Below are 18,661 nucleotides of genomic sequence, written 5' to 3'. Positions count from 1 at the left end.
CGCATTGACGCATCGCACCCTGCAGCGTATGCGAAGTGACACACACCAGAGGGTTCATGTCTCAGTTCGATCAAGCCTTTCAGGAGCAGCTTGCTGCCCACTATCTGCGCGACAACGTGTTCGTGCAATCGGTCGGCGGCCTGGTGCTGCCCGAGTATTTCGAGAACGAGTCCCTCGCCGCGATCGTCGCGATCCAGAAGATCTACCTGGAGAAATACGGCCACTGCCCCACCCTGCAGACCTATGTGCAGGTGATGAAGCGCCTCGTCGCTGCGAAGAAGGTGAAGATCGCCGACTTCGATGAGGTGAAGCGGCTTCTCGGCGTGCTGCACCGCGATCCGCTGGCCGACCGACAGTTCGTGATCGACACCATCGCCGATTTCGCCCGCCACGCCGCGCTCGAGAACGCCACAATGGGCCTCGCTGACGCGCTGGATAGCCAAGATCAGACCAAGATCTTCAAGGGGCTCGCCGCAATTGAGGAGGCGAAGCAGGTCGGCGCGACGGACGCGCAGGTGGCGCGCACCTTCACGTCGGGGCGCGCGAACCGTCAGCAGCGGCGCGCGCAGGCAGCAGCAGGCGGCTACACGAACGGCGGCATCACCACCGGCTTCCCCGAGCTCGACAACCAGCTGACGCCGCACCGCGGCTGGGGTCGCAAGGAGCTGAATATCCTCATGGGGCCGCCGAAGTCGGGCAAGACCGCCTCGATGATCACCTTCGCGCTCAAGGCGGCCGAGGCGGGCTTCCGCGTCTTCTATGCCAGCTGCGAAGTCTCTGAGGACATCATCGAGGATCGCAGCGACGCGAACGTCTCTGGTGTGGCCTTCAAGGAGCTGGTCCAGCGCCAGGCCGAAGTCGATGCCGCGCTCGAGGCATGGGAGAAGAAGCCCGGCCTCGGCGTCTTCGACGTCCAGGCGTTCCCGATCCGCACGCTCAAGGTCTCTGAGCTCGTCCGCATCCTGAAGAAGAAGCAGGCGAACGGCCAGGACTATGACCTGATCGTCGTCGACTACCTGGGCATCATGAGGCCGGAGCAGCAGTACCAGGACAAGCGGTTCGGCTTGGCCGAAGTCGGTCAGGACTTGCGCGCGATGGGGACCACCTTCAACGCCGCGGTCATCACCGGCTACCAGACCAACCGCACCGGCACTCAGAAGGCGCAGCGAAACGTCTCGGACGGCACTGACGCGGCCGACGATTACGAAGTGGTCCGCACGGCCGACGTGCTGATCACCATCAACCAGTCGGTCGACGAGCGCGCGAACGGTGAGGTGGTTCTCTACTTCTCCGAAATGCGAAACGCCGAGAGCGGTGTGCGGATGCGGTTCAAGCAGGACCTGAAGTGCATGCGGTTCCTCACCGAGTTCATGGGCTTCGACTGATGAACGGCGATAGCGGCTACCAGAACGTCACGCCGGAAGACTTCCTTGAATATGAGGGGATCGAATATCGCCAGACATCTGGCAGCCGCGGGCGCCAGTTCAACATTCGCGAGTGCCCCAAGTGCGGCGGGTCCAGCTGGAAGGTCTACCTGGGAGTAGACTCGGGCTACGGCAACTGCTTCCACGGCTCTTGCGACACGAAATTCAACCTGTGGACTTTCGCCGCCGCTCACCTGGCGACAGAGGACAACAAGGCGATTGGCGCGAAGTTTGACGAGATCGCAAAGGGCGGCGGCTGGCGGCCCAAGCAGCGCGTGCGGAAGCAGGTAACCCCCGCATTGTCGGGCGCACTCAAGCTCCCGATGAGTGTGGCCGCCGGCGCCGCGGGCATTCCCTACCTGAACGACCGCGGCTTCTCGGCCGCCATCCAGACGGCGTTCGAGCTAAGGATGTGTCACGATGGAGCGTTCTTCTATAAGGACGAGGACGGCAATGACCGGCGCAAGGTGTTTTCCGGCCGTGTGATCATCCCCATCCGGGATCTCGGCGGGCAACTGGTCACATTCCAGGGCCGCGATGTCACGGGAAAAGCGGATCCAAAGTATCTCTTCCCCGCTCGCCTGAGCTCCACGGCAAGGTACCTCTATAACGGCCATCGCGCGAAGGTGGAGGGCTGGGCGCACGCCGTGATGGGGGAAGGCGCGCCCGACGTTTGGGCAATCCAGGCTGCAATAGACGGCGATCGCAACTGGCGCGGGATCGGGGCCATCGGCTCATTCGGCAAGAATCTCACCTTGGACGCTGAGCCTGGCATGCCGACGCAGCTGCAGGCGCTGATGGAGCTAAAGGCGGCAGGGCTCAAGATCATCACCATCCTTTGGGACGGCGAGCGCGCGGCGCTGACTGGCGCCGTCAAAGCCGCTGAAAAACTGGTGCGCTACGGCTTCGCAGTCCGCATCGGCTTCTTGCCGCGGGGGAAGGATCCGGCCGAGGTTGCGGGTGAGATCGTAAGGAAAGCTATTGATCGAGCATTGCCGTATTCGAAGGCACTGGGGATCAAGATCAAATTGCGGAACCCTTACGCGTAGTGCCGTCCGAAACATACCCGAAATGGTAGGCGTTAACATGCCGTTCATGTTGGTGTGCATGTCGACACATATTTCGTGGCTTCGAAGCTTTCCAAGCGAATGGAGGTGACTGAGCCAGTATGTTCTGTTTTCGTTCTGACGAAATGCCCTGTTAGCGAGAGTAACACTGTTGACAACGTGTGCAGTGTCGCTAACCAAGTGTGTGTTAACACCAGCGTCAGGCAGCGAGCGACGCAGCAACGAGGAGGCAAATAAGATGGCAGTAACGACGGCAATCAATCTGAACGCAGCGGAGGGTGATTACCCCTTTCAGCACACCCGTGCTACCAAAATGCTCGCGGACGGCCTTAATCAGGTCGAGCGTGAGAAGCAGTGGAACCAGCGCGCCGTCGCAAAGCTGTTGAACTACAAGACGGCCGTGGTGCTGTCGCACATGGCCGCCGGCCGCGTGCCCATTCCCATCGATCGTGCCCCGGACATTGCTCGCGTTCTCAAGCTCAACGCTGGCGATTTCATCATGGCTGTGCTCGAGCAGCGGCACCCCGAAATCGACTGGGCGCGCATGCTCTCTGGCGCCCGGGCCGCCCCCAAGGCGAAGGGTAGCGACAGCTTCGTAGCGACCGACCTGGAGGCGCTGGCCGGCGCCGAGCTCGACAGCCTGCCGCAGAATGTCGTGAATGTGCTGCGTGACGTTGTGACCGATCGTAATCCGTCGCGTCGCTGGATGAGCCTGGGCGAAGTGCCGATCGTCGAGGCGATCCGCAACCACCACCCGGCGGGTCTTACGCCGGTACAGCGGAAGGCGCTCGACGAGTTCCTGGCGAAGCTCTGACACCGATCGCAAGCGGTGTCGCTGAAGAGCTCGCTGCCAAAGCATGACACAAAAGAAGAGCGCGAAGCCACTAGACTGCTTCGCGCTCTTTCTTTATCGCGATCGTATGCAGAGCAACACACACATGGAGGAGCAACGATGAGCGCACCGGGAGCGTTGAAGGCAGTGTCGCATCGCGACTCGCTGGCGAAGACCGTTCGGCTCCTCACGCGGGACGGCATCGCGGTACAATTCCGCGGCCACCAGCCCTATGTCGCTACCAAGGGCAACAAGGCGCTCAAGCTGGTGCTGCCCGAGTTGAACGACAACGCGTCGGACGAGCTGCTCGCGGCGATCCACGGTTACCTCGACCATGAGGTCGGCCACATCTTCTATACCCCGTTCGCTCGCGCGACGAAGGCCGGCCGGACGGCAAAGGCCGCAGCGCTCATCAATATCGTGGAGGACATCCGGCTTGAGAAGCTTCTCCCGCGCGATCTGCCGGGCACCAAAGAGAATCTCGAGCGGATGTACGAGCAGTTCATCCCGACCATGATCCATCCCGCGATCGAGAAGGCGCTTGCCTCTGGCGATGCCGGCCAGGCGCTCGGCGGGGTCATGGTGGCCGCAATGCGCGCGCTGGCCGGTCAGAAGGCTTTTCAGGAGCATATGGACGCTCACAAGCTTTGGCCGCACTTCATGCCGCTGCTAAGCCGCCTGCCCGATCTCTCCCGGCGCCTCAAGGCGATGGAGACCTTCGACGACGTCGAAGAGATCGTCGAGGCGATGCTGGAGGCGATGAAGCCGCCCAAGCGCGAGCCCAAGCCCGAGCCCGAGCCCGAGAAGGGCGAAGAGAAGGCGCCGCCTCCGCCGGCACCGTCGTCGCCCGATCCCGCAGACGAAGACGCCGACGACACCTCGGACGACACCTCGGATGAAGACGCCGACGACACCCCGGATGCAGAAGATGCCTCCGACGACCAGGGGCAGAACGAAAGCGCCGAGGACGAAGGCGACGCAGAGGGTCACGGAGACGGCGAAGGTCAGAGCGACGGTGAAGATGGCGATGACGCCGATAGCTGCGCGGGCACCGGCGGGGACGATGAAGGCGACGGTTCGTCGGACGACCATGGCGAGGGCGAAAGCGGGGAAGACGACCGCGATGCCGCCGATGACGACTCGGAAGTTAGCGCCGGAGAAGCAGATGATGGGGACGCCGATGACCAAGATGAAGGCGATCGCCCGGGCAGCGGGAAAAGCGGTCTCTCGATCACGGACGCGCTGAAGCAACTAGATCCCACTGAACGCAAAGCTCTATTTCTGTATAAGCAACGCAAGATGTCGGTGAGTGAAATCTCGAAGGAGATGAGCAAGTCGGAAAGTGAAGTTTCGGGCATGCTGCGCAATGCACGCCGCCGCCTGGGGCAGCTGATGAAGGGATCGCGGAATTGATTATGAAGCTCTCCGTCAACGAAGCGATGGACCTCATCGACGAGTGTGGTCCCGACGAAACCTTCTGGCCGCCCGAACACGTCGCGGCGATGAACCGCTACGTCGCCGGCGATCCTGAGTTCCGCAGCTATGTTGAAGACGCCAAGTGGCTCGAGAGCATGCTCGAGAACTGGGACTACCAGGACGATGGCGCCGAAATCGACTTCGACACCGACCTCGATAACGACGAGGACGGCCCGCGCCGCCGCCCCAGCGACACCGACGAGGAAGACGCCGAGGACGAGCAGGACGAAGACCTCGAGGATTTCCCGTTCGGCAGCATCCCGGTCGACGCAGGCTCGCGCAGGCCGGACGTCAGCAACACGAACCACGGCGGCGACTTTGAAAGCGAGCGCGAGGAGGAAGACGACAAGATCATCGAGGTTGACGCCTCTCAGATCAAGGACATGGACGCCTTGATGCAGGAGTTCATCCGCAAGCAGATCGAGGATGCCGCTGGCGAAGAGTTCCGCGTCTTCACGCGAGACTTTGACGCCATGGTCGACATCGCCATTCCCGATCAGGTGAGCCTCGAAGGTATCGATCAGAAGGTCGCATCGGCGACGGGGCCGCTGCAGAAGGATCTCCGCCGGCTGATCGCCGCCCGTAGCCAGGTCAAGCGCGTGCCGGGCATGCGTTCCGGCCGGCTGCATGGGCCGAACCTGCACCGCATCATGGCGAATGACGACCGTGTATTCACGCGCCGGCAGGAGGCGGAGAGCCTCGACACCGCCTTGTCGCTGTTGATCGACTGCTCCGGGTCAATGAACGGCGCCCGCACCGTGCTTGCCACGGAGGCCTCATACGCGCTTGGTTCGGTCCTCGCGAAACTCGGCATCGCGTTCGAGTGCCTGGGCTTTACCGACAAAACGGAGGATCCGCGCGTCCGCGAACATGGCTACCTGCAGGAGGTGCGCGCCGCGGACGAGGTTGCGAAGATTCACCGCATGTTCCCGATCGTGATGCCGAAGTTCAAGGCGTTCGAGGAGCGTTGGACGATCCCGGTGATGCGGCGTTTCGGGCATGTTCACAACTCACGCGGCCAAACCGGCGCATGCGGGTACAACATGGGTTACACGCCGGAAGGTTGTGGCCTTGAGTTCGCAGCCCGTCGCCTTCTGCAGCGTAAGGAGCGCCGCAAGATCCTCATCTGCATGACCGACGGCGAGCCGGGCAGCCTGGTCTTTGAAGCCCGCAGCGCGGAAGACTATGGCGCCTATGCCCGGCAGTCCCGCCAGGTGGTGAAGGCGATCGAGGCCTCGGGCATCGACCTGGTAGGCGTGGGCATTCAGCATGCAGGCCCCACCGCCTATTACAGCAACGCCATCGTCATCAACGATGTCAACGAGATGCCCCGGCAGCTGCTGGCGCTGCTAAAGCGCTTCATTGTCGGCTGATCCAATGCGAACTGCCACACACATTCCCGCTTGAATTGGTTTGTGCGTGTGGTAACTGACACACATCGAAAGCGCAAAAGCGCACTGAGGAGTGAGAAATGAGCACCGCGACCGCACTCAAGCAGCCTGAAGGCTATTACGACGCAGCCGGCGATAAGGTCCTCTGCCAGATCTGCGGATCGGCCGAGCACTTCATCCCCAAGCATCTCGCGAACGCCCATCCTGGCGTCACGGAGCAGAAGTACAAGGCGGACTACCCCGAAGCGCCGACCAAAAGCAAAACGTTCGAAGAGGCCGCCGCCCGGCGGGCCGCTGAGCGTCGCGCCCAGGACGAGGCCAGCCAGAAGATGGCGGCCAAGGTTCTCCCGTTCACCCAGCCGGGCACGACCGTCAAGAAGCCCATGTTCGAGGTGTTCGACATGCCGCTGACCGACGAGCTTCGCTCGCCGCCCAAGCGCGGCGCGTCGCAGGGTGACCCCATCCAGATCGACGTGATGCAAAACCTGGACGTCTCCGATGCCGAGGCGGTGCCGGCGATCGACGACAGCTACGTCTTCCGCGCCGAAGAGCTCAAGGATGCCGTGATGGCCGTGCAGCTCAACTTCCCGCTGCTCGCCTGGGGGATGCACGGCACCGGCAAGACGTCGCTGGTCGAGCAGATTTGCGCCCGCCTCCATCGTCCCTGGGTCCGTGTCCAGCACACCGACACCACCGAAGAGGCGCACATCATCGGGCAGATGGTCGTCCGCAACGGGGGCACCGAGTTCGATTACGGCCCCCTCGCCGAGGCCATGATGCGCGGCTGGGTATATGTCGCCGACGAATACGACTTCGCGCACCCCGCCGTGATCGCGGTCTATCAGCCGATCCTCGAGGGCAAGCCGCTCTACATCAAGGAGGCCCCTCCCCATCAGCGTCTGGTCAAGCCGCACCCGAATTTCCGCTTCATCGCGACGGGCAACACCAACGGCTCGGGCGACGATACCGGTCTCTACAGCGGCACCAAGATCGGCAACGCCGCCGCCTACTCACGCTTTGGCGTGACCATCCAGGTCCACTATCCCGAGACGAAGACGGAAATCGAAATCCTGAAGCAGCGCGTCGGCGTCAGCCAGGACGTCGCGGAGAAGATGGTCGATTTCGCCAGCCGCATCCGCCAGATGTACGGCAATGGCGAACTGTCGCTCCCGATCTCACCGCGTGAATCGATCCGCGCGACCATGATCGGCATGATCAAGGGCGGCGCGTTCCGCAAGGGCATCGAGCTCGCCTACGCAAATCGCCTGGACTCCACGCAGGCCGAGGCCGTGCGTCAGACCGCGCAACGCATCTTCGGATAAGCAACTCCCGTCGAAGGCGCTCACCTTCGGCTCCTCACCTCGGGCGACAGGAATGTCGCCCACCTTTTTGATCTGGATCCGTGCAAGGTGACACACATGCCCGCCCCTGGTTGCTTCGGCTCCTCGCTCGCGTTCGACGCGGGCTCGCCGAACTGCACCGCGTGCGCGGCGCACGCCGACTGTGCCACTATGGTAGACAAGCGTCGGCCGCAGATGATGCGCCTGCTTGATCGCTTCAGCGACGGCACGGGTAAGAAAATGAGTGAGGCTTGGAAGACGCGCGCCGAGAAGGCAGCTGCTCGCAAGAAGCCCGAGCCAACCCCGCCCGCCCCGATGCCGGACGAAGAAGGCGTGATGGCGCTCAAGACGCACCTGGATCTGCGAGCGCATTCCACAATCGACAAAATGGTTCGTAATCGCATCGACCCGCGGCACGCGCATATCGAAGTCGTGGCCGGCGTGAACCGCATCATGGCGGCCGTCATCAGCGCGCTGCGAGAGCGACCGCACACGATGCGCGAATTGACCGCGTGCATCGCGCAAAGCTTCTCGCTCAGCGCTCAGAACGCGCAGCGCAGCACCTACGCGACCGTTTCTATTCTCACCGTGTGCAAGCGCGTGCAGCGCAACGGTGCAACCTTGGAGCTGAAATGATCCACCCCCTGCTCGGTGTGCGCACCGACTTCTCCCTTGGCGAGTCCATCCTGGGCATCGACGATCTGCCGGCCGTGGCCGAGAAGGCGGGCGCTGACGTCGTTGGCATCTGCGACACTATGACGATCTCCTCCGTGGTGGAGGCGACGAAGAAGCTGGGCAAGCTCGACAAGCGGCTCCTCGCCGGCGTGCGCGTCCGCGTGATCATGGAGGAGGACGCTGGCCGCGACAAAAGCGAGCGCGAGACAGCATGCTTCCTCAAGCTCTACCCCACCAACGACGAGGGCATGCGGTCGCTCTACCGCCTGCTTACCCGCGGGTTCGACGCTGACCGCTTCTACTTCGTCCCGCGGGTCACCTGGGACGATCTCGCGTCGACGCTAGACGATGACTGTCTCGTCATAAGCACCGGTGACCTTGAGAGCGTCGCACAGCGCGACGACATGCTCAAAGCGATGTCTGACCTCGCGCAGCGCGTTCGCTTCGTAGCGCGCTTCTACGAGCTTGTGCCGAGCGACACGCCCTACTTCTCGCGACAGAACCACCGCGTGATCGACTGGGCGAAGTTGAACGGCTGTTTCAGCGCCATGCCCGAGTGGGAGCCGCTGGTGGTGCAGCCGGCGTTCTGGCTCGATCACGACGACGACGCTTATAGCTGCAACGCGGGCATCGCCGATCGTCGCCCCTACAGCGACTACCTCCAGCCGGTCCCGCGGTACCAGCCGCACACGGTAAAGGAGCTGGCCGCCGCCACAGTGCGCGCCAGCAACGCGGTCGCCGACCGCTATGGCCGCAACTGGGGCGCCGAGTTCAAGCGCGGGCTGATGAACACCGAGCGTCTGGTGGAGCTGGCCGAGTACAAATGGGCGAAGCTCGACCCATCGCTGCCGTCACTCGCCAACGATCCTGACGAAGAGCTCAAGCGCCTATGCAAGGAAGGCTGGAGCGATCGCTTCACCGCGCCCATCTTCGCGCACCAGCCGAGCCCGGCGGAGCTCAAGGCGGAATACCTGCCGCGCCTCCAGTTCGAGCTCGACACGCTTCGGCGCCTCGGCTTTGCGCCGTACTTCCTGCTGGTGTCCGATCTCGTTCGCTGGTCGAAGAGCAAGGGCATTTATGTCGGCCCGGGCCGCGGCTCCGTGGGCGGCAGCCTGGTCGCCTATCTCGTCGGCATCACCGACGTGGACCCGATCCGGTTCAAGCTGCTGTTCGAGCGCTTCATCAACCCCGATCGTCTCGATCTCCCCGACGCCGACCTCGACTTCATGTCCACGCGCCGCGAAGAGGTGATCGCCTACCTGGCAGACCGGTATGGTGCGGAGAACGTCGCGGGCATCGTGAACTACAACACCATGGGCGCCCGCGGTGCGATCCGTGACGTCGCGCGCATCTATGGCCTCCCGCAGGACCAGCTGGGCGCCACGAAGTTCATCGGCGACACCCACGGCGTTTCGGCCGGGCTGAAGGACGCGTTCGAAACCACGCATGAGATCCAGGTGTTTGCGGAGCAGTTCCCGCACATCTGGGATCGGGCGCTGAAGCTCGAGGGCAAGATGCGAGCCTATGGCACGCACGCCGGCGGCGTCGTTGTCGCGGGCGAGCCGCTCACCAAGCGCGCGGTGGTAGAGAAGCGCGGCGACGCGCGCGTGATCAACTGGGACAAGCGCGTCAGCGAAGAGCAGGGGCTCATCAAGCTCGACGTGCTCGGCCTGTCCACGCTCGACATGTTCGACCAGGCGCTCAAGCTCATCTTCCAGCGCCGGAACGTCCGCGTCGACATCAACAAGCTGCCGCTGGACGACGAGGCAACGCTCGCGATTTTCTCGGGCGCGAAGACCGCCGGCGTGTTCCAGTTCGAGGGCGGGTCCGTGCGGCGCCTGCTGAAGGAGATGGCGAAAACTGCTTCGCTCAGCTTCGAGGATCTCGTCGCGCTTAACGCCCTGAACCGTCCCGGCCCGCTCGATGCGGGCATCACCGAGGCATACATCCGGCGCCGCGCCGGGACCGAGGCCGTGAGCTACCCGTGGCCGAGCCTCAAGCCCATCCTCGAGGACACCTATGGTGTGATCGCCTACCAGGAGCAGGTGATGCAGATCGCCCGTGTCCTCTGCGGCTTCACGCCTGGCGAAGCCGACGTGCTCCGCAAGGCGATGGGCAAAAAGGACCCGGTGATGATGGCCCAGCAGCGCGACAAGTTCGTGCAGGGCGCCGTCGACACCTCGGGCATGCCGGACACGGACGCCGATCGCCTTTTCACGGACATCGAAGGTTTCGCCGGCTACGCGTTCAATCGCAGCCACGCCGTGGAATACACGCTGATCGCGTATCAGGCCGCCTACCTGAAGGCTCACTACCTGGTCGAGTTCTATACCGCCAGCATGGGCATCGCGGACAGTGACAAGCTCGCCAGCATCGTGAAGCAGGCGGCCAAGGACGAAATCCGGGTCATCCCGCCCGACGTCAACATTTCCACGGGCCAGTTCGAGCCGCTGAACGACTGCATCATCATCGCGCCCCTGTCCGCGGTGAAGAACGTGTCCGAGAAGGGCGCCAGTGCAATCATGGCCGCGCGCTCGGACCCGAACCCCGTCGTCGTCGAGAGCAGCACCGGGCGCCGCAAGAACAAGGTGACCACAACCGAGACCTTCGGCCCTGGCCGGTTTGTGAGCATGGAGGACTTCAAGGCTCGCGTGCCGAGCCGCGCGGTGAACAGCAAGGCCATCGACCATCTCGATCGCGTCGGCGCGTTCGCGCGCATCGTGCCCGGTCAAGCCAAGTCGACTGACCCGTCCCGTCAGCGTGACCAGATCGAGCTGATGCCGGCAATTAGCGACCAGGGCGTCGTCGCGACCCGCGACATCCCGGTCGACGATCTCGTCGCCGACACGGTGGTGCAGGTGGTCGAAGATATGATGGCGAACCTGGGCGAGGCTGCGGTGCCATGCGAGCTCGGCCGCGCGCCGAAATTCATGGTCATCCTGGACGCGCCGTTCAACGACTACGAGGAGCTCAAGCACCAGTTCTCCTATGTGAACTATGTGGCGCCGAGCCTCCACGATGCCGGTATGCGGCTTGACGACGCCGTGTGGACCTGGGTGCTTCGCCGGCCGCTGAAGAAGGGCGAGCGGGATCTGCCGGCCAAGGAAGTGGCGGACTCCCTGCCCTACCTCTACCGCGAAATCGCGGCGATGAAGCCGCCAGTCATCGTGCTCCTCGGGCCGCAGGCAATCAAGACATTCTACCCCGACCTGAAGGGCCTTGCCGATCATGTCGGCCGCAAGACCTACTCGGCCGAGCTCGATGCCACGGTTATCGTTGGGTTCAAGCCAACGCAGATCTATCACGATGCGAGCAAGCGGGAAGCGCTGACGAAAGTTTTCTCCGAAGTGCGCGCTCTGGTCGACAATTCTTGTTGACCTTCTGAGCGCGTGCGTTACAACACACATCACACCCAGCGAAAGAACAGCATGACGCTTGAAGATTTCATCGACGTGGATGAGTTCGTCAAGGAGATCGACGCCGAGATCGGCGACATCTCCGAGGCGATGCGAACCCAGACCGCTCGCGCCGCCTGGTACGGTATCCAGCACTCCCGAGCCAAGAAGCAGGCGGCTAAGGTAGCGCTCACCCTGAAGGCGATCGAGGCCAAGCTCACGACGACCCACCGCGCCAAGCTGCGCGAGGCCGCCGAGGAGGAGGCCTCCCAGACCAACACCAAGCCCGAGCGGGTGACCGCAGACATGGTGGCCGCCGCCGTCGCGCTCGATAAGTCCTCACGCGAGTGGCAGATCAAGAAGATGGACGCCGACGAGATCGAAGCCATCTGCAAGGTCGCCTATTACGCGTTCAAGACGCGCGAGGAGATGCTGAAGTCCCTGGGCATCCTGACCCAGGCGCAGCTGAAATCCAATCTCGTAATCCAGAACGCACGCGAAGCAGCCTCCAGCTACGACCAGCGCCGTTCTCAACGCAACAACCGGGCGCGGCCCATGCGACAGGAGGCTGACGCAACCGAATAACCCACCACGAAGCCGCGCGACAGGTGTGTCTCGCGCGAGTTATGAACGACACACACTCTATTCGAAGTGAACACAGGAGCATTAGGAATTATGGGCGCACTCACCGCACGCGAGCGGATCCAGCAGAAGCGGCAGGCGATCGCAGCCAACCGCAGCAAGGGTCTCCGCCCCTACAAGTTCAAGAACGGCGAGACCAAGTTCCGCATTCTGCCGGCGCCGGACACCTCGGGCACGCCGACCGTCTCGGGCGACTTCTCGCGCAAGTATGGCAAGACCTACCTCAAGTCGTTCGACGGCCAGAGCTTCTTCGGCATCGGTGACCGCGACATCACCTATGGCGAGCGTGACCCGATCAAGGAGATGCTCTTCGACGCCATGCGCCAGGCGCCGGACGCGGAAACGAAGGAGCACTACCGCAAGATGCTCGCCAGCCCGCGCGAGATCTTCTGCGCCCTCATCCTCGACGACAAGGATCAGGCGCCGAACGAGCCGGTGCTGATCGAGGTCAGCGAAGGTGCGTTCGACGGCATTCTGTCGCAGTTCGAGGCGTGGACCGACGAAGACCCTGACTACGACATCGCCAGCCTCGACAACGGCCACGTCTTCAAGTGCGAGAAATCGGGCTCGGGCATGGACACCAAGTACCAGTTCACGGTGACCCCGAAGAAGGCGAAGCTCACGCCGAAGATCCTCGAGAAGGCGATCGACCTCGACGCCTGGATCGCCTCGCAGTTCGAAAATCTCGAAGGCAAGGCGCTCGAGTTCCTCGGCAAGATCAATGGCGCGGCGGGCATCACCGTTGCCGCAGCGATCACGAGCGCGTCGTCGACGTCGCAGGCTCGCCTGACCAACGCGGGCGGCACCGCTGCCGCGAGCAAGACCAACGCCGCGGCGGTGACCGAAGTGCTCGACGAGGACGAGGAAGAAGCGCCGGCAGTCGAGGACGCCGACTTCGAAGATGCCGATCTCGACGCCGCGATCGCGTCGGTCGTCGACGAAGAGCCCGAAGCCGAGCCGGAACCGGCGAAGCCCGCCGCCAAGCCGGCCTCGAAGCCCGCCGCCAAGCCGGCACCGGCCGCCGCGGACTCGGACGACATCGACGACATCCTCGCCGGCCTCGAATGACGGAAGGTGCCTGGGGCTTCGGCTCCAGGCGGGCGGCCCAGGCCGCCGATTGAAGGCGGGGGAGCGCGCGTTGCCCTCCCCCGCACCCTCTACCCGACAGGAATACCATGATCCGCCGGACCTACATTGACGGAAACTCGGTCGGTCACGCCGCGCAGCACGGCAACGGCAAGCAGGGCAAGCTCTACGCAGGCGAACGCGAGACGACCGCCATCTTCGGGATGTTGCGCTCGATCCAGAAGATCCTCCGCACCCGCCTGGCCGCTACGCCGATCATCCTCTGGGATGGCCGCTCATGGCGCTACAGCGAGTTCCCCGACTACAAGGGCACTCGTACCGACACCGCCGAGAAGATGGCCGAGCGCGAGCGCTACAAGGCCCAGCGTCGCGACATGTTTCGCGGCCTTCACCTCCTCGGCATTTCACAGCTCGTCGCCGGCAACATGGAAGCCGACGACATGGCGGCGATCCTGACGCGCAAGGCGTTGGCCCGCGGCGATCAGGTGACGCTAATCACCGGCGACCAGGACTGGATCCAGCTCGTCGAGCGCGGCGTCGCCTGGATCGATCACAAGATCGACCGCAAGGTCACGGTGACCAACTTCCACGAGTTCACCGAGTTCGCCTCACAAAAAGCGTTCATTCACGCCAAGGCGCTGCAGGGCGACACCGGCGACAACGTCAAGCCTCGCACCGGCATCGGTCACGCGGGCGCGGTGGAGCTCCTCTCGGTGTTCGACTGCGTGCACAGCTTTATGCGGCTCAGCCAAGAAGATGCCGTCGCTAAGTGGCTGGCAGCAGGCAAGACTGTGCCGAAGGCAAAGAAAGGCGACCCGCAGCTGCTCCCGGCCAAGTTCCAGAAGCTGCGCGATGACACCGAGCTTCAGGCCCGGTTCGAGTTCGCGCTGAAGATGATGGATCTGGGTCACCCGGATATCCCCGCCCCGACCAACATTCGCGGCACCAAAGCCAAGGTCGACCGCGCAGCCTTCGAGAAGTTCTGCGCCGAGTTCGGCTTCACGTCCATGCTCTCGAAGATGGACGAGTTCATTTCCCCGTTTATTCAGCTTGAACAGGAGTTCGGAAAGTAATGAGTATCGCAGCAAAGTTGGCTGGAGCTCTCGACAAGGGCGGCGTGACGTCGGATGAAGTTTCCGACCACGACCTGTTCCTCTCCACCGGCGTCCCCAACCTCGATCGCGCATTATCTGGCAAGTATCGCGGCGGCGGCATCAAGACCGGTCGCATCGTCGAGATCGCAGGGCCGCCGAGCGCCGGTAAGACGCAGCTGGCGACCGCGGTGATGGCGCAGGCTCAAAAGGCTGGTGGCGCCGCAGGGTTCAAAGATCACGAAGGTTCGTTCATGCTCAACCTCGCCAAGGGGCTTGGGCTCGACGACACGCCGGGGATCTGGAACTACAAGCGCCCCCGCTCCTTCGAGGCTTCGCTCGACCAGTCGATCGATTGGATGGAGACGATCCGCAAGGCCGACATCATCCCGTTCGAAGCGCCGCTCGTGATGGTGTTCGACTCTTTCGCAAGCATGGTGCCGGCCGCCAAGCTCGCACGCGACAAGAAGGAGGGCGATGGGCAGAACATGAAGGACAATCTGGCGCTCGCGATGGCGGCCAGTCAGGAGCTCCCGGCGTTCAACCAGTTCGTGACCGAGAACAACGTCCTCGCGATCTTCCTCAATCAGCTGCGCATGAAGCCGGGCGTCGCTTATGGCGATCCGCGGTACACGGTGGGCGGCGAGGCCCTGCCCTACTACGCATCGCTGCGTCTGTTCCTCGGCCGGGAGATGGAGCGCGACAAGAAGACCAAGGAGGTCATCGCGCAAAAGATCAAGGCCGAGTCCATCAAGAACAAGACTTACCAGCCGTTCCAGAAGACCAGCTGGGAGTTCAAGTGGCGCAAGGATGGCACCGGCTACATCGACGTCATGGACTCCATGATCGACCACATCGGCGCCGAACACCTGACGGAGCTCGGTATTCAGGGCGGCGCCTGGTTCACCTGGCAGAGCAAGCGGATCCAGGGCAAGGCGGCCTTCATCGAGCATCTGAACGAGGACCCGGCCAACCTTGATATCCTGATCGACATCGCCGAAGCGCAGGACGCGGCAGCATGAAGGTCTGGGGCTGCAAGATCGGGGAAGTTGATGCGTCGAAGCTTCCGCCGGGCTCGGACGCTCCTATGCGTGCCGCGGTCGCGAAGGCATTTCGTGAAATCACCGGCGACGACCCGCAGTTCATTTTCTCCGGGTGGGGAGCGTCGCTGGCCCCGGAGGAGCGCAACGTAGTGAACGGCTGGAACGCAGCAGCGTAAGCCACCACAAGCCAAGTAGAAGCGAGCGCTCGCAAGGTCTAACCACTTTGCGAGCGCTCTTTTATGGAGATGATACTTGATCGACACGGACACACGACAGCTGAAGCGTCGCCCCGACGATACCTATACGTCCGGCGCCGGCAAGCTCCCGTGCGACCACTGCGCGGTCAACGACGTGTGCCAACTGCAGCGCCGCACGGCTTGCGCGATATTCGTGCCCGCCATCCCCTTCCAGGACGAGACCGGCCTCAATCGGTTCGCCAACACCGTGCGCGTGGGCGTCGCGTGGACCCAGCGCCTGCGCATTGACCAGGTCATCGCCCTCTACGACGCCAAAAAGCAAACGGTGTTCGGCTACAGCCGCGTCAAGGCTCTCTTCGCCGGCCCGATCGCCGAGATCCTCGCCGTGCACGCATCCATGAACCACCTCATGCAGGAGAAGCCCAGCTACGAAGCGGCGCGCGCGCTCCTGCAATGGCAGAGACAGAACTATGGCCCCCGCATCATCAACGAAAAAACCCGCATTACCGCCATTTACCTTCAACGCCTCTCTGTCGAAGATGCTGAGACCTATCTCGCAGGGCATGAAGCGGATCGGGCTGCTGAAAGTGGCGCCCAGGGTGCAGGGCAAGATCATGGAGACGCCCAGCGGGACGCGCTTCCTGATCGTGGAGCAGAAGGGGCGTGACATCTGGCGCGGCCGGTCGAAGTCAATCGCCGAAGCGATCGAGAGAGGCGAAGCAGGCATCGGCGTTGATCGAGAGCTGCTCCGCCGCGCGCCACAGCACAACGTCTCCGTTGTGATGGTCGTCGTCGAGGAGCAGCGCCGGATCTTTCTGACGCCGATCGATGACTTCGATGACGCCGAGCTTTACCGCACGAAGGCCGACTATCGCGGCCGCGCGCACCGGGTGCTTCCGTATACGCGCTACACGAATAAATTTCTTGGTCCCAGCTTGCGCAAGCGCAAACGCACCGCTAACAAGGTCGAGTGTTAAACAACACACACCGACGAAAGGTCAGCAATGAATATCGACGTTCTGAGTGTGCGCCAGTGGATTACGGTCGCGGCGCTCTTCAATCTGGGGATCTGGGGGCTGATCGCGCTCACGATCGCCAAGACCGTGGAGGCCTGCCGCTGATGGCTCGCCTCCCGCACAACGCCACCAAAGCCGAGCGCCTCGAGGCGCACAAGGCGAAGCTCGCCGGCAAGAAGCTCAACGAGCAGTTCGCGGCACCCACGCGCCTGCAAAAGTCGCTCGCACGCGTCCCCGCCGGTGCCTTCGGTCGCATGTCGCGTGCCAACCGACACACACTCGACCCGCATAGCGACGCGCGGGAGATCGCCCGTCGCGAACGCCAGTCGGCCGCCCAGCAGTAAGGATTGCCCATGAACTACCATTCGAGCTTCGCCCGCGCCGAACGCGCGTGCCGCGCCATCCACGATGAAGCGAAGACCGCCGCGACGCCGGCCGACCAGGCGAACGAGTTCGTTCGGACTAGCGGCCATCCGATGGCCGCCGCTCTCGCCGTTGCGATCAAGGAACGGCAGGCTCAGCAGGAACGTGAAGAGGCTGTGGCAAAGGAAGCCGCCTGGGCCGCCGAGCAGAATGAGGCAGCCGCCGCCGAGCTCGAGGGCTTGATCGACGAAACCGAGGAAAGCGTCGAGGCCATGTTCGATTTCGCGCAGGAAATGGACGCCCGCGCTGCGGCCCTGAACGGAGAGGCAGATGGCTTTGCCATGCGCGGCAATACCTCGGTCACCGACTGCCTCCGCGCGGCAGCGGAGCAGCTGAAGCACGCCTCCTACATCGCGCGTAACGACGCCACCGATGCGCTGGCCGCTGTGGAAGGCGCCGAAGCCGCACTCGACACTCTCGCGAATTAAGGATCGGATCCTATGCCCTACGGCCTCAGCAGCGACCAGCACGCGCACGAATGGTCCGCTTTCGCTACCACCAACGCGGACGGCGTGAACACCCGCCTGGCAATCATCCTGGGCGAACTCGAGCGTAGCGCTGACGCGGTGCTGGCGGCCGGAGGCAAGGATCTGTTCCTCGGCGGCGATCTTTACCACGTCCGCGGCAAGATCGACCCCGAGGTCCAGAACCCCGTCATCGCCTGCTTCAAGCGGATCATCGCTAAGGGCGTGTCCGTTTGGGCGCTCGCGGGCAACCACGATCTCAAGGGGAAGCACGCCTCGGCGCTCGGCAACGCCATGCAGGCGCTCGACGAGCTCGACGGCTTCACCGCGGTCACCAACTCCACCCTGATCGACACCGCCGACGATGAGCAGGTGATGATGGTCCCCTGGATCGAGGACCTGAACGAGCTCCGGGAGGTCTGCAAGGCCAGTGCCGACCCGGAGCGCGATCTCATCATTCACGCGCCGCTGAACGGCGTCATCAAAGGCCTGCCCGACCACGGGCTCGACCCGGCCGAGGTGAAGGCGTGGGGCTATCGCCGCGTATTCATCGGGCACTACCACCACCACCAGCAGCCGGCTCCCGGCGTCTATTCGATCGGTGCAACGACGCATCAGACCTGGAGCGATCCCGGCACCCTCGCCGGCTTCCTCATCGTCGACCCGACCAGCGTCGAGTTTCACGAAAGCCTGGCGCCGAAGTTCGTCAATATCGACGATGTCGCCGAGATCGATGTCGACGCGGTCAACGGCAACTATGTGCGCCTTCGTCTCAAGGATGCTGACGCTGACACCCTCACCAGCGCTCGCGAAGCGCTGAAGCAGGCTGGAGCGCTCGCCTGGGTGGATCACAGCTCCAAGAAGCGCGAAGTCACGCGTGGACAGTCGACTGGCACGAAGAATGTCACACTCGAGGTGTCCGTCGCCTCCTACGTCGCAAAGCACCTGGACGCCGGCAAGCTGTCCAAGAAGCGGATCGCCGTCGATGCGCTGGATGTGCTGCGCGAAGCCCGCATGGTCGGAGCTGAGTGATGGAGGTTCCGCCCTGCCCGTGCTGCGGCGGCAGCCACCATCACACCTGGGAGCCGGAGTTCTGCCC

18 protein-coding genes are annotated in these 18,661 nt (G+C 63.3%); all 18 read left to right on the top strand.

Annotated elements, in window-relative coordinates; translation table 11 throughout:
- Window positions 1-56: 56 nt before the first annotated feature.
- A complete protein-coding gene (locus tag BM009_RS06595) occupies window positions 57-1,385 on the top strand; it encodes a DnaB-like helicase C-terminal domain-containing protein (protein ID WP_093294886.1) in 1,329 nt (442 codons plus the stop codon).
- The gene (locus tag BM009_RS06590; protein ID WP_093294884.1) at window positions 1,385-2,473 is read left to right on the top strand and encodes a hypothetical protein; all 1,089 of its coding nucleotides are present in this window, start codon (window positions 1,385-1,387) and stop codon (window positions 2,471-2,473) included. The genes BM009_RS06595 and BM009_RS06590 overlap by 1 nt, the downstream gene beginning before the upstream one ends.
- A 256-nt stretch (window positions 2,474-2,729) precedes the next feature.
- Window positions 2,730-3,305: a hypothetical protein gene (locus BM009_RS06585; RefSeq protein WP_139216566.1), complete on the top strand. Its 576-nt coding sequence runs from the start codon at window positions 2,730-2,732 to the stop codon at window positions 3,303-3,305.
- Between the two features lie 138 nt (window positions 3,306-3,443).
- Window positions 3,444-4,736, top strand: a complete 1,293-nt coding sequence (locus BM009_RS06580; RefSeq protein WP_093294881.1) for a sigma factor-like helix-turn-helix DNA-binding protein — start codon at window positions 3,444-3,446, stop codon at window positions 4,734-4,736.
- Window positions 4,737-4,738: 2 nt separating this feature from the next.
- Entirely contained in the window at window positions 4,739-6,172 is a 1,434-nt protein-coding gene (locus BM009_RS06575; RefSeq protein ID WP_093294880.1) for a cobaltochelatase CobT-related protein, read from the top strand.
- Between the two features lie 98 nt (window positions 6,173-6,270).
- On the top strand, window positions 6,271-7,512 hold the full coding sequence (locus BM009_RS06570; RefSeq protein WP_093294878.1) for an AAA family ATPase: 1,242 nt from the start codon (window positions 6,271-6,273) through the stop codon (window positions 7,510-7,512).
- Between the two features lie 96 nt (window positions 7,513-7,608).
- The gene (locus tag BM009_RS06565) at window positions 7,609-8,166 is read left to right on the top strand and encodes a hypothetical protein (RefSeq protein ID WP_093294877.1); all 558 of its coding nucleotides are present in this window, start codon (window positions 7,609-7,611) and stop codon (window positions 8,164-8,166) included.
- Window positions 8,163-11,582, top strand: a complete 3,420-nt coding sequence (gene dnaE / locus BM009_RS06560; RefSeq protein WP_093294875.1) for a DNA polymerase III subunit alpha — start codon at window positions 8,163-8,165, stop codon at window positions 11,580-11,582. Before BM009_RS06565 ends, dnaE begins: the two co-directional genes overlap by 4 nt.
- 51 nt (window positions 11,583-11,633) lie before the next feature.
- Window positions 11,634-12,185: a hypothetical protein gene (locus BM009_RS06555; RefSeq protein ID WP_093294874.1), complete on the top strand. Its 552-nt coding sequence runs from the start codon at window positions 11,634-11,636 to the stop codon at window positions 12,183-12,185.
- Window positions 12,186-12,275: 90 nt separating this feature from the next.
- Entirely contained in the window at window positions 12,276-13,310 is a 1,035-nt protein-coding gene (locus tag BM009_RS06550) for a hypothetical protein (protein ID WP_093294872.1), read from the top strand.
- Between the two features lie 107 nt (window positions 13,311-13,417).
- Window positions 13,418-14,401, top strand: coding sequence for a hypothetical protein (locus tag BM009_RS06545; protein WP_093294871.1), 984 nt, complete (start codon window positions 13,418-13,420; stop codon window positions 14,399-14,401).
- Window positions 14,401-15,441, top strand: coding sequence for a RecA family protein (locus BM009_RS06540; protein WP_093294869.1), 1,041 nt, complete (start codon window positions 14,401-14,403; stop codon window positions 15,439-15,441). The genes BM009_RS06545 and BM009_RS06540 overlap by 1 nt, the downstream gene beginning before the upstream one ends.
- Entirely contained in the window at window positions 15,438-15,638 is a 201-nt protein-coding gene (locus tag BM009_RS06535; RefSeq protein WP_093294868.1) for a hypothetical protein, read from the top strand. The genes BM009_RS06540 and BM009_RS06535 overlap by 4 nt, the downstream gene beginning before the upstream one ends.
- 76 nt (window positions 15,639-15,714) lie before the next feature.
- Window positions 15,715-16,326, top strand: a complete 612-nt coding sequence (locus BM009_RS06530) for a hypothetical protein (protein ID WP_093294866.1) — start codon at window positions 15,715-15,717, stop codon at window positions 16,324-16,326.
- Entirely contained in the window at window positions 16,274-16,636 is a 363-nt protein-coding gene (locus BM009_RS22165) for a hypothetical protein (RefSeq protein WP_175487929.1), read from the top strand. The genes BM009_RS06530 and BM009_RS22165 overlap by 53 nt, the downstream gene beginning before the upstream one ends.
- A 143-nt stretch (window positions 16,637-16,779) precedes the next feature.
- Window positions 16,780-17,019: a hypothetical protein gene (locus BM009_RS06520; RefSeq protein WP_093294863.1), complete on the top strand. Its 240-nt coding sequence runs from the start codon at window positions 16,780-16,782 to the stop codon at window positions 17,017-17,019.
- A gap of 9 nt (window positions 17,020-17,028) precedes the next feature.
- Window positions 17,029-17,526: a hypothetical protein gene (locus BM009_RS06515; RefSeq protein ID WP_093294862.1), complete on the top strand. Its 498-nt coding sequence runs from the start codon at window positions 17,029-17,031 to the stop codon at window positions 17,524-17,526.
- Window positions 17,527-17,538: 12 nt separating this feature from the next.
- Window positions 17,539-18,594 carry a metallophosphoesterase gene (locus tag BM009_RS22160; RefSeq protein ID WP_139216564.1) on the top strand — a complete coding sequence of 352 codons (1,056 nt, stop codon included), beginning with the start codon at window positions 17,539-17,541 and terminating at the stop codon, window positions 18,592-18,594.
- Window positions 18,595-18,661 lie beyond the last annotated feature (67 nt).

This window comes from Sphingomonas sp. NFR04, assembly GCF_900114095.1.
GTDB lineage: Bacteria > Pseudomonadota > Alphaproteobacteria > Sphingomonadales > Sphingomonadaceae > Sphingomonas.
This window is presented reverse-complemented; position numbering and strand designations above follow the sequence as displayed.